Here is a 14,330-nt window from a genome sequence, read left to right on the forward strand (position 1 = left end):
ACTCGCGACCCGTGACCTGGCCGGTCAGTTTACGCGAGCCACGGCCGGCCGGTCCTGGTCACTGCCCTGCCCGGCGTCCGCCTCGGCGCGGCTGAGCGCCGCGTTGCGGGTGTCCGGCATCAGGACGTACGTCACGAGGGAGATCAGCGCGCACCCGGAGACGTACCAGAAGAACATCTTCTCGTGGCCGCTGCTCTTGAACCACAGCGCCACGTACTCCGCCGTACCGCCGAAGAGCGCGTTGGCGATCGCGTACGGCAGCGCCACGCCCAGGGCGCGCACCCGGGTGGGGAACAGCTCGGCCTTGACCGCCGCGTTGATCGAGGTGTAGCCGGTGACGATCACCAGCGCCAGCAGGGACAGCCCCAGCGCGGACCAGTACGAGGACGCCGAACCCAGGGCGGTCATGATCGGGTAGGTGCCGACGGTGCAGCCCACGGCGAAGGTGATCAGCAGGGGACGGCGGCCGATCCGGTCGGACAGCATCCCGGCGAAGGGCTGGAGCACGGCGAAGAGGGTCAGCGCGGTGAAGCTGACCAACGTGGCGGTCGTCTTCTCCATGCCCGCGCTGCCGACGAGGTACTTGGTGAGGTAGGTGGTGTACGTGTAGTACGCCACGGTGCCGCCGAGCGTGAGCGCCATGACCAGCCCCGCCTGGCGCCGGTACTGCCACAGCGCCTTCAGCGTGCCGCGCGCGCCGTCGTCGTGCGCGTCCTCGCCCGCCGACTCCTCCTTGAACGCGTCGGTCTCCTGGAGCCGGCGCCGCAGCCAGAAGACGACCACCGCGAACAGCGCCCCGAGGACGAACGGGATCCGCCAGCCCCAGCTCTCCAGCTCGGCCGTGGTGAGCGTGTGCTGCAGCGTGATCAGGATGCCGAGGCCGAGCAGCTGGCCGCAGGTCATCGACACGTACTGGAAGGAGGAGCCCAGGCCGCGCCGGTTGCGGGCCGACGCCTCGGTGAGGTAGGTGGCGCTGGCCGCGTACTCGCCGCCAATGCTCATCCCCTGGAGCAGGCGGGCCAGCAGCAGCACCAGCGCGCCGAAGTAGCCGGCCTGTCCGTAGGTCGGGGCGACCGCGATCAGCAGGGCGGCCACCGACATCATGCTGACGGTGAGCGTGAGCGCGCTCTTGCGTCCGTGCCGGTCGGCGGCGCGGCCGAGGATCCACCCGCCGACCGGACGCATCAGGAAGCCGACCGCGAAGATGCCGGCCGTGTTCATCAGCTGCGTAGTCGGGTTGTCGCCGGGGAAGAAGGAGTCGGCGAAGTAGATGGCGAAGCTGGCGTAGACGAACCAGTCGTACCACTCGACGAGATTGCCCAGCGACCCGCCGACGAGGGCGAGACGGCGCTTCTTGCGCTCGTCCCCGGGCGGCGGCGATCCGGGGGATCCGGGTGATTCGGGCATGACGGCGGACGAGGACATGGCGGCTCCAGACGGAAGTCCCTGATGAGTGCCCAGAGCATGCGTCCGCCGTGGCACCCGGACAAGGTCCGCCACGCAGATCTAACGTTCCGCTAAGAAAGCCCGCGCCGGGAGCACGACCCGCAAGGGACACACCGGCTCGCTCGGGGGGCCGGTGGGGGGAGTGACCCGGAGGAGGACGGGATTTCACCGCGCGGTCATGATCACGTCATGCCTGCTCCACGGGGGCCACCCGGCGGTGGACCACGGTGGGGGACACCCCGGAACCTCAGGAGCAGGAGCAGGAGACAAGATGAGCGTGATCGCAAGAAGGCGAACGCCGGTCGTGGCCGCTGCGACGGTCGTGGTCCTGGGCGTGATCGCCGTACCGGCGCACGCCGGCGGGGACGGCGCCGCGGCGCCGTGGCTGCCCCGGGTGTCGGCCTCCGTCGAGACGCCCTCCCTCTTCGACGACGAGGCCGGCGGCCACGCGAACGCCGACGACCCGGCGATCTGGCGCAACCCGAAGGACCCCGACCGCAGCCTGGTGATCGCGACGGCCAAGGAGGGGGCCTGCGCGTGTACGACCTGGACGGGCGCCAGGTGCAGTCCCTGCCTGCCCCGCCCCCGCCGAGGGACGGAGACAGGCCCGGACGCTTCAACAACGTCGACCTGATCACCGGCCTGCGCTTCCCCGACGGTCGCCACGACGTGGCCGTGGTCTCCGACCGAGGCCGCGACCAGCTGCGCGTCTACCGGATCGACCCCGAGCGGCGAGCGGCGCCCCTCGTCGACGTCACCGACGAGGCGGCCGCCCCGCCGGTCTTCTCCGCCGGTCAGGACGAGGTCAACGACCAGCGGACCGCCTACGGCCTGGCCGCCTACACCGACCGCCGCAGCGGCCGCTCGTTCGCGCTCACCAGCCGGCGCCACGCGACCTCCCTCGCGCTGGCCGAACTGCTGCCGACCGCGGGAGGGAAGGTCGGCTACCGCACGGTGCGCACCACCTCGCTGCCCTCGTCCTTCACGCTGCCCGACGGCTCGACCTGGGCGCCGTGCGCCGAACCGGGCGAGCTGCCCCAGGTCGAGGGCATGGTCGTCGACCCCGACACCGGCGACCTCTACGCCGGGCAGGAGGACGTCGGCATCTGGAAGCTCGACGCCGACCTGCGTTCCCCCGCCCGCCTGATCGAGAAGGTCCGCTCCTTCGGGGTGCCCGGCACCTGGAACCCGCAGACCGAGGAATGCGAAGCGGGCGCCGACCCCGGCTTCGGAGGACGGCACGTCTCCGCCGACGTGGAAGGCCTCACCCTCTGGCGCGACCCCCAGCACCCCGGGCACGGGGGCTACCTGCTCGCCTCCAGCCAGGGCGACGACACCTTCGCCGTCTTCGACCGCGAGCGGGGCGACGCCTACGTGCGCAGCTTCCGCATCGCCGCGGGCACCCGGCCCGGCGCGCCCGACGGCTCGGAGGTGTGCGACGGGGCCGCCGTCATGAGCGCCCCGCTGGGTACCAAGTTCCCGAACGGTCTGCTGGTCGTCCAGGACGGCTCCAACACGCCGGGCACCACCGCGCCCGACGGGGAGGCCCGTACCGACACGGACTTCAAGTTCGTGGACCTGGGCCGGCTCCAGCGCGCCGCGCGCCTGTGACCCGGGCCGATGCGCCCCGTCGTCACATTCCGTAACGGATCGGACCGGGGCGGGGCGCATCGGCTCCCACCGTGAGAACCGTCTCAGTTGCCCCTGAATCGCCCGATTACGGGCAATGATTATTTCCCGTAATCGTCGTATTCAGGCTGCTGTGGCGGCCAGCGCCACCTGCTGGACCGGGGTCGGCGCCACGGTGAGAGGCATGGAACGCGTGGGCAGCTTGACGGGCAAGGCAGGCAGGGCAGGCACGGCGGACAAGGCGGGCAGGGCACGCAAGGCGGCCAGCTGGCGGATGGCTCTGCCGTTGGCGGGCGGAGCCCTCGTCCTGGGGCTGGGCGGTCTCTACGTCACCGGCCTCGTGACCGGTGGCGACATCGACCGGGGGACGCGGGTGCGCGGCGTGGACATCGGTGGGATGAGCCGGGCCGAGGCCCGGCAGACGCTGGCCCGGGAGCTGGGACCCGCCGCCGCGACGCCGGTCGCCCTGAAGATCGGCGACCACGTCGAGAAGGCCGATCCCGCCGCGCTGGGGCTGTCCCTGGACATCGCCGGGACCGTCGACCGCGCCGTGCACACGGGATCCGGTCCGGTCGCCGTCATCGGAAGGCTCTTCACCTCGGGCGAGCGGGACGTCGAGCCCGCGATCAGCATGGACGAGCGGACCGGCCGGGCCGCGGTCGACCGGATCGCGGCGGCCACCCGGCAGCACGCCCGCGACGGACTGATCGAGTTCGAGAAGGGCACGGCGAAGGCCGTCGCCCCCCGCCCGGGCGTCGCCTTGGCCGAGGACGGGGCGATCGCCGCTCTGCGTGACGCCTACCTGCGGGCGCAGGCCGCCGCCCCGGTCGAGATGCCGGTCGAGCGCACCCAGCCGCGGATAGGCGCCGACGAGACCGGACGGGCCATGCGCCAGTTCGCGGAGCCGGCGATGTCGGGGCCCGTCGCGCTCACCGTGGCGGGGGAACGCATATCCATCAGCCCCGCCGTCCTCGGCGAGCACCTCACGATGACGTCCGACGACGAGGGCCGTCTCGCCCCCGCCCTGGATTCCAAGGGCCTGCTCGCCGACCCGGCCGTGGCCCGCCCGATCGCGGCGGCCACCCGGCCCCGTGGCGCCCGCCCCGGCACGGGACGCCAGGTCACCGAGAACGCGCTCGGCCGGGCCGTGATGCCCCTGCTGACCCGCACCGGCGCGGCCCGCAGTGGCGAGGTGGCCACCGTGGCGGCCCGGCTGGACCTCACGAGCGACGAAGCGCGGCGCCTGGGCATCAAGGAGAAGGTCTCCTCCTTCACGGTCGCCTTCCCGGCCGCCCCGTACCGCAGCACCAACATCGGCCGCGCCGTCGAGCTCATCAACGGCTCCGTGGTCCAGCCCGGGGAGGAGTGGAGCTTCAACCGCACGGTCGGTGAACGCACCGTGGAGAACGGCTTCGTCGACGGCCTCATGATCAACAACGGCCAGTACGTGAAATCACCGGGCGGCGGCGTCTCGGCGGTGGCCACCACCATGTACAACGCCGTGTTCTTCGCGGGCCTGAAGCCAGTCGAGCACGGCGCGCACTCCTTCTACATCGAGCGCTACCCCGAAGGCCGCGAGGCGACGGTCGCCTGGGGCACCCTCGACCTGCGCTGGATCAACGACTCCGGCCACCCGCTCTACATCCAGGCCGAATCCAACGACACGTCGTTGACCATCACGCTCCTCGGCACGAAGAAGTACGACGAGATACGCGCGACCAAGGGGCCGCGCACGAACATCACGCCGCCCGCCCAGCGCACCGGCAGCGGACCGCTCTGCGAGGTCCAGACCCCGCTCGAAGGCTTCGACGTGACCGTCGGCCGCGTCTTCGTGCAGGGTGGCCTGGAGGTGAAGAGAGAGGAGTTCAAGACCCACTACACGCCGCGCGACGAGGTCACCTGCACGCCGGAGCCGACGCCGGCCCCGACCGGCACGGCGACGGCCCAGGGCCCTGCCCCGGCGGCCTAGGCTCCTGCCCCGGCCGTCCAGGCCCCTGCCCAGGTCCCTGCCACGGGGGAGGGTCAGCCGAACTGGGCGGTGATGCGCTGGAGCGGAACGAGCTTGAAGTTCTGGTTGCCGCTGGCGCCGGGAGTTCCGTTCGAGCCGTCCTGACAGATGAAGACGCCCTGCGGGAAGGCCGGGCCGAGGTCGGCGGCGGTGGCGTCGATGCCGTCGGTGTCCTCGCAGTCGTCGGCCGAGGTGCCGTCCGCGACGGAGAACCGGCCGAGGTAGGCGCGGGTGGTGCGGTCGTAGACCGTGAAGTCGTCGCTGCCCTGCGAGGAGACGTAGATCCGGTTGCCGGCCGCGGTGATGCCCTCGGTGTCGGCGTTGATGTGTCCGCCGGAGCCGGGGGAGCTGGTGGAGTCGAGCCGGGTGCGGCTGGTGCCGGCCGCGGGCTCGGCGCCGTAGATCCACACGCCGACGTCCTCCTCGCCGAGGTAGAGCTTGCCCGTGCTGTCGTCCGCGTAGCAGCCCTCGACGGTGGAGCCCGCGTCCCACAGCCGGACGGAGGTCGCGCTCACCGAGTTGCCGCTGACCGCGAGTTCCCACTGCTCGACGCGGCCGGAGGTGGAGTTGGGGAAGGCGTACAGCTTGCCCGAGACCGGCGAGGTGTAGAGACAGATGCCGTGTGCGGTGACCTCGGTGGGAACGTCCTTCAGCCAGGTGAGCTTCCGGGTCGCGGGGTCGATGCGGTAGACGTGCAGGGCGCCGTTGCCGTCGGCGGCCTCGTCGTCCGCCGAGACGACGATGTCGCCGCGCAGGTCGACGTTGTTGCCGAAGTCGCCGCTGATCCGCTGTATCCGGGCCCCGGCCAGGTCGTAGACCTCCAGTGCGCCCTTCTTGTCGGTGCCGATGACGACGCTCCGGGCGGGGTCGGTCGGGTGCACCCAGATCGCCGGGTCGTCGGCCGCGTCCCCGCTGTGCGAGACCGGCGCGGTCTCCACGGTCGCGGTGACGGTGGCCGAGGCCGAGGCCGAGGCCGAGGGCGAGGGTGAGGTGGCGTGCGCGGGTGCGGCCGGGAGGGTCAGGGCCGCCAGGAGAGCGGCGGCCGTGACGGCGGACGGCAGGGCGGCTGTGCGGGCGGAGTCGGTGAAGGACACCGGGTGCTTCCCCTCGGTCGGTGACGGACAGAGGGAGGCTAGGCGGTTACCCGGCAGGCCCGGCGAGCGTGGCGTGAACGGCAGTTGAACTGCTGCGACCCGGCCGGCCCGGCCGCCGGCCAGCAGACGGTTCGCCTACGTCCCGGCCTCCTGGAGCACGGACAGAATATTGCCGGCGGGGTCCTTGAACCAGGCGATCGACGGGCCCTCTTCCTGGTTGCGGGCGATGCCTTTCGCATCCTGGCCGAAATCCTCGTAGCGCTCGAAGGCCACACCGCGCGCGACCAGGTCGTCGACGGCCTGCTCGATGTCGGGCACCGGGAAGTTCAGCACGGTGAACGTCGCGGGGACGTGGTTGTCCTTGGGGTACAGCAGGACGTCATGGCCACCGCCGAGGTGCAGGAACAGCATCCCGTGTTCCTCGGAGACCCGGAGGCCGAGGGTCGAGCCGTAGAAACCCTTCACGTGGTCGATCGAGTCGACCGAAAAACCACTGAAAGCCTTGCTGTCGCCCAGCATGATCGCTCCCTTCCGCCCCCGGCCTTCCACCCCGCCTCCACCACCCGCCCGGATCCGGCCGCGGGCTGTCCCACACGCTCCATCGTCCCCCCGATCCCGGCCACCCGCACGGCCGCCGCGCAGCCCGGGAGTGGAGGGGCTGCGGTCGCGGGCCGGCGGCGGGCGCAGCGGCCGTAGGCCTCACACGGCGCGTTCCATGCAGACCAGCTGATCGCGCGCGTCCCATGACGCGGTGACGGTGAAACCGAGCCGCTCGTAGAGGGCGATGGCCCCCACCCGCCACTTCCACACCGACAGCCGCACCGTACGGACACCGTTCGCCACGGACCGCGCGAGCGCGGCGTCGATGAGACGGGAGGCGATCCCGCGGCCCCGGAAGGCCGGGTCGGTCCAGATCCTCTTGACCTCTGACCGCCCGTCCACGGGGGCGGTCAACACCAGGCACCCCACCAGGGCGCCCCCGCTCGCGGCCACCATCACGACGTCGTCGGCGAAAGCGGACCGCGGATCCGAGATCTCCGCCCGGTAGCGGTCGGGCAAACCGTCCACGTCGGCCACGGCCGCGCCCTTCTCGGCCTCCGTCCGCAGGTGGTAGGCCGCCAACAGCTCGGCCAACCCCGTTCCGGCGGAAGGGCTTTGGCGTGGCCAGCGGCTGATGACAACCTGACACTGATCAGTCATGCCGCCAGCATCGCATCACGACCGGCGGTACCAGACGGCAGCGCGGGGGAGGGGCCGGTCCGACCCCGCGGCTTCCTGCCAAAGAAGTTGAATCCGGGCTTAGTTCAGGATGCGGCCACGGGCTCACGGTGCTGTGATGAAGGGAAAGCGATGGACCAACAAGGCAAGGCACCAAGGCACCCAGGCACTGGCGGAGATGGTCGCGATGGCTTCCTTCAAGCTCGGAGAACCCGTTGAAAAAGAACGGAAGGGACTGACGAAGTTCTCTTCCGCGTCCGCCGCGGCGGCGCCCCCCGTCGTCCTGCGCGTCCAGCCCGAGTCCTACATCAGCCTGCAGACCCCTGAAGACCTGCGGGCGTGGGAGGAAGGGGTCCGGGCCACGACGGGTCTGAAGATCGATGCCAGCGAGATGGCGGGCTCGGCATCCGAATCCTGCTCGTGCGGGTGCAGCGACGACTGCTGCGTGGACTGTCCCGAGTAATGATCCTCACGGTATCGATCAAGGACGATCTGCACACACTCGCCATCCGCGAGGCCGCTGCCCGCCGCGGCTACCGACCGTTCCACGTCGTCGAATGCGACCGGATCGGCGGGCAGCGCAGCCTCAGCTGGAGCTCTCACGGGGACTCGCTCGCCACGGTGCTGACCTCCGACGGGACCACGGTCGCGCTGGAGGACGTCTCGGTGCTGTGGTGGCGGAGGATGAGGGCGAACCAGCAAGCCTCCGCCGGTGCGGCGAGCGACCACGAGCGACGGCTGGTCAACAACGACTGCCGTGGAGCACTCGGGGGCATGCTGGCGGCCGCCTTCACCGGCCGGTGGGTGTCGTCCCCGGAGGCCACCGACCGCGCGGCGGACAAGCTGTACCAGCTCGCCGTGGCGCGCGAGGAAGGCTTCCGGGTGCCCCGCACCCTGGTGTCGCAGTCGCGCCAAGAGGTGATCGAGTTCGTCCGCCGCACCGGGCGGGTCATCGTCAAGCCGGTGCTGGGGGCCAGCGGGCCGCTGATGTTCACCCAGTACCTCGACGACCCCTCGTCGATCCCCGAAGCGTCCTTCCAGGCGTGCCCGGCCGTCTACCAGGAGTACATTCCCGGCCGGCGTCACGTCAGACTCAACTGCTTCGGCGAGGACATGTGCGCGGCGCTGATCGAGACGGACAGCCTCGACTGGCGCCCCGACCTGAACGTCCCCATCTCCAGGTGGGAGGTCGCGGAACCACTGGCCCGGCGGGTCACGGCCGTCCTGCGGCGGCTCGGGCTGCGCATGGGGATCATCGACATCAAGCTGACGCCCGACGGCGAACCGGTATGGCTGGAAGTCAACCCGCAAGGACAGTTCCTCTTCCTTGAGCCGCTCCTGGGCGAACCGCTGGCCGACCGCTTCCTGGACTTCCTCATCGCAGAGGCCGCCCCCTGACCGGTCGGCGGTCCGCCCCGCCCCATGCAGTTGCCCTAGCGACCGAGCCGCTGACTTCCGGCCACAGCACTAGCCCGCATCTCCCTGGGATGCCCGGCTCCATTGCAGCTCCCGCATTGCATCCGCCGCCTCTCTGCGGACACCGGACTGGGGGTGCTGGAGGAACCTCTCAACGATGGGGAGCACCGCCAGGTCGTGAGTCGAGCCCAGGACGCCCAGGACGTACTCCAGGAGTATCGGTTCAAAGCCATCAGCGCCGACTGCGAGCGGCTCCACCACCCGATAGGGAAGCGTGTAGTGCGTGGAGGCTGTGCAGACCGCGTGCAGTGCGGACTCCCGCACCTGGTAGCCCTCATCAGAGAGTGCGACGGTCACAAGACGCTCCACAATCCGGTCGGCGTCGTCCTGCGTCAGACGGCCCGTCTCCAGGAGGTCGCTTACCGCATCGAGGCAGAGGGCCCGGTGGCCCACATCGGAGCTGTTCAGCTCCCTCCAGGCCGATTCGATCAATGCCGTCAGCGCCTGATATCCCTCCACGCCCAGAGCATAGGAGACGGTCCGGCGCCCGCCGGCCCGCGCCGCACCCCGTCACCCTCCCGCTCCGCGTCGGTGTCCGCGTCGGTGCGCATGGTGCCGCACCTGCACGCGGCCTCGGTCGTTGATCACTGGATGCCGGTGGCGCGCAGGGTGCCCCGGCCGTCCGGGGAGCACGAGGGGAACTGATGGCGTTACCGATGGGGTCACTGGGCACCTTGGCGGAGCACCGGCCGGAGCGCGGTCGGGTGAAGGGCCGGGTGGCGGCATGAGTGCCTTCAGCCGTATCACGGAGGTCGCCGTCCACCTGCCCTCCGGACGGCAGACCTCCGCGGCCATCGAGGACCGGCTGCGCGAGCACAGTGCGGGCTCCCGGATCCCGCCCCGGCTCCTGCGGCGGCTGTACGGCCTTGAGGAGCGGGTCGTCGCTCAGGACGGGGACCTGCCGTCGGACCTGGCCGCACGCGCCGTCGAACAGGTGCTGCGGCAAGCGGAGGTGGAGGCGGGGGACATCGACCTGCTGCTGTTCGCCGCCATCAGCGCCGACCTCCAAGAACCGGCCAACGCGCACGTCGTCGCGGCGAAAACCGGCCTCACCTGCCCGGTGTTCGACGTGTCCAACGCCTGCAACGGCGTCCTGAACGCGCTGGAGGTCGCCGACGCCTTCATTCGCTGCGGCCGGTACCGCAGGGTGCTCATCGCGTGCGGGGAGGTCTTGAGCCGGCTCAGCCGCTGGTCGCTGGGTCCCCAGGAGCTGGTCACCGGACTCGCCTCCCTGACCGGCGGAGACATGGGCGCCGCCCTGCTCGTCGAAGGCAGCGAGGCCCCGGGGATCCTCGCCAGCACCTTCACGGCGAACTCCGCGGGCTGGCCCGCCGCGGCCCTGTTCAACCCGCACCAGGCCCCCGGCCGACCGGCCGGACTCCACATCGACTCCGAGCGGCTGCGCGCCTCCTTCCTCGGGCTGGACACCCACGCCAGGCAGTGGCTGAAGGAGCAGCGGACCGATCCCGGCGACTTCCCCCTGGTCTGCGTCCACCAGCCGTCGGTCCCCTTCGTCCGCCTGATCTGCGAACGCCTGGGAGTCCGGGAGGAGGCCGTCGTGCCCGCCTTCCACACCACCGGCAACATGGGCGCGGGCTCCCTCCCGCTCCAGCTCGCCCTCGCCAGGGAGCAGGGCCGCCTGCAACCGGGCACGAGGACGGCGGTCTTCGGCCTGGCCAGCGGTGCCAGCAGCGGAGTCATGCTGATCGACTGGTAGTCAGGGTTCCGGTGAGTGTCGGCGGGGGCCGGCAGTGCCGGCCGGCTGGGGCCCGAGCAGCCGCACCGATGCCTTGACAGCCAAAGTAGTTAGCCGCCATATTATGTGCATGACGAGGGACGGTATCGACGGCGAGACGCCCACGCTGGACCAGGCCGCACGGCAGGTCGAGCGCTACGGCCTGGAGGTCGATCCGCAGGCGGTGCTGGTCGCGGTGCGGCTGATCTCGGCGGGTGCGAGGGTCGGCCGGGCGGCCGAGGCGCACTTCGCGCGGTTCGGGCTGTCGACGGGCCGCTACCGGCTGCTCGCCGACCTCGAAGACCACGGCGGGGAGAAATCCCCCTCGCACCTCGCCGTCGACCTCGGTGTCTCCAGGGCCACCGTGACCGGCCTGCTGGATGGCCTGGAGCGCGAGGGCCTGATCGCCCGCCGCCCTTCTGCGGAGGACGGCCGGGCCACGGTGGCCGTCCTGACCGCGCGCGGCGCGCAGCGCCTGCGCGACATGGCGCCCGAACATTTCGGGCGGCTCGAGTCGATGGTGGGCGGGCTCTCCGCTGAGGAACGTGCGGTGTTCCTGGATCTGCTCGCCCGCGTCGTGCGGGGCAGTGAAGCCCTGCCCGCCGACTGATCCGTTCTCGTTCGGCTTGGCCCCGCCCTTTGGGCAGGGCCCTTTTTTCGGGGCGATAGTTAGCCCCCTAATCAAATGGAAGAGGTCAGCATGCCTGTCACCGAGGACAGACCCAGACGAAACCATGCGGTCTCCCGGCCGGCCCGGCCGTTCACGCTGTGGCGCGAGGTGCTGACCGCCTACGCCGCCCCCGCGCTCACGGCCGGTACCGCGGGAGTCGTCACCGGGCGGCAGGACCTCGCCGTGGCGGCCTGCACCTCCATCGCCGGCACCTCCGCCGTGGTGGCCCTCCTGGTCGGAGTCTGGCTCCGGCACGGCGGCCGGCCCCGGCGGTGGACCACCGCCGCGCCGCTCCTGGCCCTGGCCCTCACGCTCGTCATCACCACCGCCGGCGCGGCAGCCTTGCTGGGGTGGTTCACCGCCGGGTGGCTCCCCGCCCACACCCCCGTCCCCGCCACCCCGTGGCTGGAGCGCCTGCGTATCGACCTGCCCGTCTCCGCAGCCCTCGCCACCACCATCGTCACCCTGCGCTGGCGCGGCACCCTCACGCCGCCGTCAGCCGGTCACCACGAAATGAGCGCACGATGATCGTCGTCATGGGAGCGTCCGGAGCGACCGGGAACGCCCTGCTCCGCAGCCTCCTCACACGCGGCACACCCGTCCGCGCCCTGACGCGCACCCCGCACAGGCCGATCCCCGGCGTCACCGGAGCGCAGCCACAGGCCGTCGAGGTCCAGTACGCGGACGCCACCGACCCCCACTCCCTGCGCTCGGCCCTCAAGGGCGCCGACCAGCTCTTCCTCGCCATGGCCAACAGTCCGGCCCAGGTCGAGCTCGAAACCCGTGTCATCGACATCGCCGCCCAGGCTGGCATCGGGCACCTCGTCAAGATCTCCGCACCCGCCGCCGAACCCGACTCCCCGGTCGCGGTCTCCCGCGGACACCACGCCGTCGAGGAACATCTGCGCGCCAGCGGACTCACCCACACGATCCTGCGCCCCTACGCCTTCATGCAGAACCTCCTGCGCCTGGCCCCCACCGTCGCGCAGGGTGTCATCCTCGGCACCATGGGCGACGCGGCCTGCACCTACATCGACTGCCGCGACATCGGCGACGTCGCAGCCGCCGCCCTCACCAGGCCCGGCCTCGCCGGCGGCACCTACACCCTGACCGGCCCCGACGGCCTCTCCTACCCCGAACTCGCCAGACGGCTCAGCACTCTGACCGGCCATCAGATCCGGTACGTCGACCTCACCCCGGACGAACTGCGGGCCCACCTCATCGACAAGGCCCAGATGCCCCCCTGGCTCGCCGACCACGTGACGGAGATCCAGCGCCTCGCCCTCACCCGGCCCGACACCCCCACCAGCACCGTCGCCGACATCCTGGGCCGCCCGCCCCGCACCCTGGACGCCTTCCTCTACGAACACCGTGCCGCCTTCCATAGGTGAAGCAGGGTGCCCCCAGCCCGTGCGCCGGGCCCCACCGCCGCAGCGGTGGGGCCCGGCCCCATGAGGAGCCCGGGCCTTTTATCCGGCGTTGACAGGGCTGTCAAGTCCCGACTTTCCGGAACGTGACCCTGGTGTGCCGGTCCGGCTTACTGGTGATGCGGGCCTCACCGGAAACGAAACGAGGCAGCAGGAGAGAGACAGAACATCCTCCCAAGGGGTTCTTCCTCTCACCGGCATCACCGCACCGTCCCGAATTCCCGGGCACTCAATAATTCATCTCAATCAGCAGGAGAAAATCATGAACCGCAAGATTCGCACCAACAATGTTGTCCGTCCGCACCGTCGGGGCTTCCGATTCGCGACGCTGGCCGCTTCGGCCGCAGTGATCGCAGGAGGGGTCGTCCTCCCGGCCTCCATGGCCAGCGCGGCTCCGATGCCCGCCCACGTGGCTACCGCTCTCCCGGCCGCCGGCGGCGCCGGAGGCGACGGTGGCGCCGGCGGTGGCGGGATCATCGGCGGCGGTGGTGGCTCCGGCGGCTCCGGTGGCGGCAGCGTCCTGGGCACCGGTGGCAAGGGCGGTAACGGTGGGGCCGGCGGGAACGGCGTCCTCGTCGGAGGCGGCGGCGGCGGTGGCGGCGGCGGCGGTGAAGGCGTGATCGGCGGCGACGGCGGCAAGGGCGGCAACGGCGGCTCCGGCCTGTTCGGCGGCAACGCCGGCAACGGCGGCGGCGGCGGTGACGGCCTCCTGAAGGGCGGCAACGGAGGCAAGGGCGGCAACGGCGGCTTCGGCGTCTTCCAGGGCGGCAACGGCGGCAAGGGCGGCCTGGGCGGCTTCGGCGGGCTCTTCGGAGGCACCGGCGGCGGCGGTGGTGCCGGAGGCGGCAGCATCTTCTAATCCCCGGACCGACCGACGGGGTGGAGGCCTCCCTGGCCTCCACCCCCCCACCCCCACCCCACCCTCACCCCCAGCCCCACCACATTCCCGAACCACCCTCCCGAACCATCCCCCCCACAGTCCTTGGCATACGGATACGGAGAACCCCCCATGTTCACGACTACCTGGCAGCGTCCGATCGTCCTGGCGGCCGCCTCACTGGCTCTCGTCACGGGCACGGCGTGCGCCGCGCAAGCGTCGCAGTCACACGCTCCGGTCGGCGTCAGCTCCTCGGCCGTCGCCGAGCAGCCCTCGCACTGCATCCCCAGCGGAGGCGCGGGTGGAGAAGGCGGCAAGGGCGGAGAAGGCGGCAAGGGCGGCCGGCCCGGTCAGCCGGGCGAGCCCGGCCAGCCCGGCCGCGCGGGTTGCCTCCGGTTCGAGGACCTGCCCGACAAGCCCCGGTCGGAACTTTCGATGGTGGACAAGGTGCGCATCGTGATCACCCTGCTGGCCGACGACTCGGACGCGACGAAGGAGAAGATCGCCAAGAAGTACAAGATCTCGAACCAGGAGCTCGACACCTGGAAGCGGCAGTACCTGCAGGGTGACTGGTTCGCCCTGATGGGAAGCAGTCTCGCCTCCACCTGAGGTCGACAGGGTGGGACGGAAAGGGGCAAGGAAAGGTGGTGCCCCGGCCCTCGGAGGGCCGGGGCCCGCGGTTTTCCGCTCACCATAATCCCGCCCCGTCTCGCCCCTCCGTACCGGTTCCCGCATTCTGCACCGCTTTGA

Annotated in this window: 14 protein-coding genes and 1 pseudogene; 10 read left to right on the plus strand and 5 right to left on the minus strand. The window is 71.2% G+C overall.

The window, feature by feature from the left end:
• Positions 1-24: 24 nt before the first annotated feature.
• Positions 25-1,425 carry an MFS transporter gene (locus AC07DU_RS22700; RefSeq protein ID WP_479113174.1) on the minus strand — a complete coding sequence of 467 codons (1,401 nt, stop codon included), beginning with the start codon at positions 1,423-1,425 and terminating at the stop codon, positions 25-27.
• A 292-nt stretch (positions 1,426-1,717) separates the two neighbouring features.
• Here AC07DU_RS22700 and AC07DU_RS22705 point away from each other — a divergent pair.
• Both AC07DU_RS22705 and AC07DU_RS22710 read left to right on the plus strand, forming a co-directional pair.
• Positions 1,718-3,057 (plus strand): annotated as a pseudogene (locus AC07DU_RS22705) (phytase).
• 202 nt (positions 3,058-3,259) lie between these two features.
• The gene (locus tag AC07DU_RS22710; protein ID WP_479113176.1) at positions 3,260-5,044 is read left to right on the plus strand and encodes a VanW family protein; all 1,785 of its coding nucleotides are present in this window, start codon (positions 3,260-3,262) and stop codon (positions 5,042-5,044) included.
• 53 nt (positions 5,045-5,097) lie between these two features.
• Here AC07DU_RS22710 and AC07DU_RS22715 read toward each other — a convergent pair whose 3' ends face one another.
• From AC07DU_RS22715 to AC07DU_RS22725, 3 genes are all read right to left on the minus strand, one after another.
• Complete coding sequence (locus tag AC07DU_RS22715; protein ID WP_479113178.1) at positions 5,098-6,177, minus strand: phytase; 1,080 nt, start codon at positions 6,175-6,177, stop codon at positions 5,098-5,100.
• 135 nt (positions 6,178-6,312) lie between these two features.
• On the minus strand, positions 6,313-6,696 hold the full coding sequence (locus tag AC07DU_RS22720; protein ID WP_360905290.1) for a VOC family protein: 384 nt from the start codon (positions 6,694-6,696) through the stop codon (positions 6,313-6,315).
• Between the two features lie 180 nt (positions 6,697-6,876).
• Complete coding sequence (locus tag AC07DU_RS22725; RefSeq protein WP_479113180.1) at positions 6,877-7,377, minus strand: GNAT family N-acetyltransferase; 501 nt, start codon at positions 7,375-7,377, stop codon at positions 6,877-6,879.
• A 136-nt stretch (positions 7,378-7,513) separates the two neighbouring features.
• Here AC07DU_RS22725 and AC07DU_RS22730 point away from each other — a divergent pair, with 136 nt between their 5' ends.
• Both AC07DU_RS22730 and AC07DU_RS22735 read left to right on the plus strand, forming a co-directional pair.
• Positions 7,514-7,858: a hypothetical protein gene (locus AC07DU_RS22730; protein WP_453375123.1), complete on the plus strand. Its 345-nt coding sequence runs from the start codon at positions 7,514-7,516 to the stop codon at positions 7,856-7,858.
• Positions 7,858-8,793, plus strand: coding sequence for an ATP-grasp domain-containing protein (locus AC07DU_RS22735; protein ID WP_479113182.1), 936 nt, complete (start codon positions 7,858-7,860; stop codon positions 8,791-8,793). Before AC07DU_RS22730 ends, AC07DU_RS22735 begins: the two co-directional genes overlap by 1 nt.
• 69 nt (positions 8,794-8,862) lie before the next feature.
• On the opposite strand, the gene AC07DU_RS22740 is transcribed toward AC07DU_RS22735, so the two are convergent.
• Positions 8,863-9,330: a HEAT repeat domain-containing protein gene (locus AC07DU_RS22740; protein ID WP_479113184.1), complete on the minus strand. Its 468-nt coding sequence runs from the start codon at positions 9,328-9,330 to the stop codon at positions 8,863-8,865.
• Positions 9,331-9,595: 265 nt separating this feature from the next.
• On the opposite strand from AC07DU_RS22740, the gene AC07DU_RS22745 reads away from it, so the two are divergent.
• The 6 genes from AC07DU_RS22745 (at position 9,596) to AC07DU_RS22770 (ending at position 14,189) form a co-directional block, all read left to right on the plus strand.
• Entirely contained in the window at positions 9,596-10,588 is a 993-nt protein-coding gene (locus tag AC07DU_RS22745) for a 3-oxoacyl-ACP synthase III family protein (RefSeq protein WP_479113186.1), read from the plus strand.
• Between the two features lie 109 nt (positions 10,589-10,697).
• On the plus strand, positions 10,698-11,216 hold the full coding sequence (locus tag AC07DU_RS22750) for a MarR family winged helix-turn-helix transcriptional regulator (protein WP_479113188.1): 519 nt from the start codon (positions 10,698-10,700) through the stop codon (positions 11,214-11,216).
• A 90-nt stretch (positions 11,217-11,306) separates the two neighbouring features.
• On the plus strand, positions 11,307-11,804 hold the full coding sequence (locus AC07DU_RS22755; protein WP_479033991.1) for a hypothetical protein: 498 nt from the start codon (positions 11,307-11,309) through the stop codon (positions 11,802-11,804).
• An 8-nt stretch (positions 11,805-11,812) separates the two neighbouring features.
• Positions 11,813-12,667 carry an SDR family oxidoreductase gene (locus tag AC07DU_RS22760; protein ID WP_479113190.1) on the plus strand — a complete coding sequence of 285 codons (855 nt, stop codon included), beginning with the start codon at positions 11,813-11,815 and terminating at the stop codon, positions 12,665-12,667.
• Positions 12,668-12,965: 298 nt separating this feature from the next.
• On the plus strand, positions 12,966-13,562 hold the full coding sequence (locus tag AC07DU_RS22765; RefSeq protein WP_360903289.1) for a hypothetical protein: 597 nt from the start codon (positions 12,966-12,968) through the stop codon (positions 13,560-13,562).
• A gap of 150 nt (positions 13,563-13,712) precedes the next feature.
• Positions 13,713-14,189, plus strand: a complete 477-nt coding sequence (locus tag AC07DU_RS22770; protein ID WP_453375117.1) for a hypothetical protein — start codon at positions 13,713-13,715, stop codon at positions 14,187-14,189.
• The last annotated feature ends 141 nt before the right edge of the window (positions 14,190-14,330 follow it).

The sequence above is a fragment of the Streptomyces sp. NPDC045695 genome, from assembly GCF_056432025.1.

What these genes read in the sequence shown, in the direction of transcription:
- AC07DU_RS22700 (WP_479113174.1), bottom strand. Translation starts at nt 1,425, where the DNA reads ATGTCCTCGTCCGCCGTCATGCCCGAATCACCCGGATCCCCCGGATCG.
- AC07DU_RS22710 (WP_479113176.1), top strand. Translation starts at nt 3,260, where the DNA reads ATGGAACGCGTGGGCAGCTTGACGGGCAAGGCAGGCAGGGCAGGCACG.
- AC07DU_RS22720 (WP_360905290.1), bottom strand. Translation starts at nt 6,696, where the DNA reads ATGCTGGGCGACAGCAAGGCTTTCAGTGGTTTTTCGGTCGACTCGATC.
- AC07DU_RS22725 (WP_479113180.1), bottom strand. Translation starts at nt 7,377, where the DNA reads ATGACTGATCAGTGTCAGGTTGTCATCAGCCGCTGGCCACGCCAAAGC.
- AC07DU_RS22730 (WP_453375123.1), top strand. Translation starts at nt 7,514, where the DNA reads ATGAAGGGAAAGCGATGGACCAACAAGGCAAGGCACCAAGGCACCCAG.
- AC07DU_RS22735 (WP_479113182.1), top strand. Translation starts at nt 7,858, where the DNA reads ATGATCCTCACGGTATCGATCAAGGACGATCTGCACACACTCGCCATC.
- AC07DU_RS22745 (WP_479113186.1), top strand. Translation starts at nt 9,596, where the DNA reads ATGAGTGCCTTCAGCCGTATCACGGAGGTCGCCGTCCACCTGCCCTCC.
- AC07DU_RS22750 (WP_479113188.1), top strand. Translation starts at nt 10,698, where the DNA reads ATGACGAGGGACGGTATCGACGGCGAGACGCCCACGCTGGACCAGGCC.
- AC07DU_RS22755 (WP_479033991.1), top strand. Translation starts at nt 11,307, where the DNA reads ATGCCTGTCACCGAGGACAGACCCAGACGAAACCATGCGGTCTCCCGG.
- AC07DU_RS22760 (WP_479113190.1), top strand. Translation starts at nt 11,813, where the DNA reads ATGGGAGCGTCCGGAGCGACCGGGAACGCCCTGCTCCGCAGCCTCCTC.
- AC07DU_RS22765 (WP_360903289.1), top strand. Translation starts at nt 12,966, where the DNA reads ATGAACCGCAAGATTCGCACCAACAATGTTGTCCGTCCGCACCGTCGG.
- AC07DU_RS22770 (WP_453375117.1), top strand. Translation starts at nt 13,713, where the DNA reads ATGTTCACGACTACCTGGCAGCGTCCGATCGTCCTGGCGGCCGCCTCA.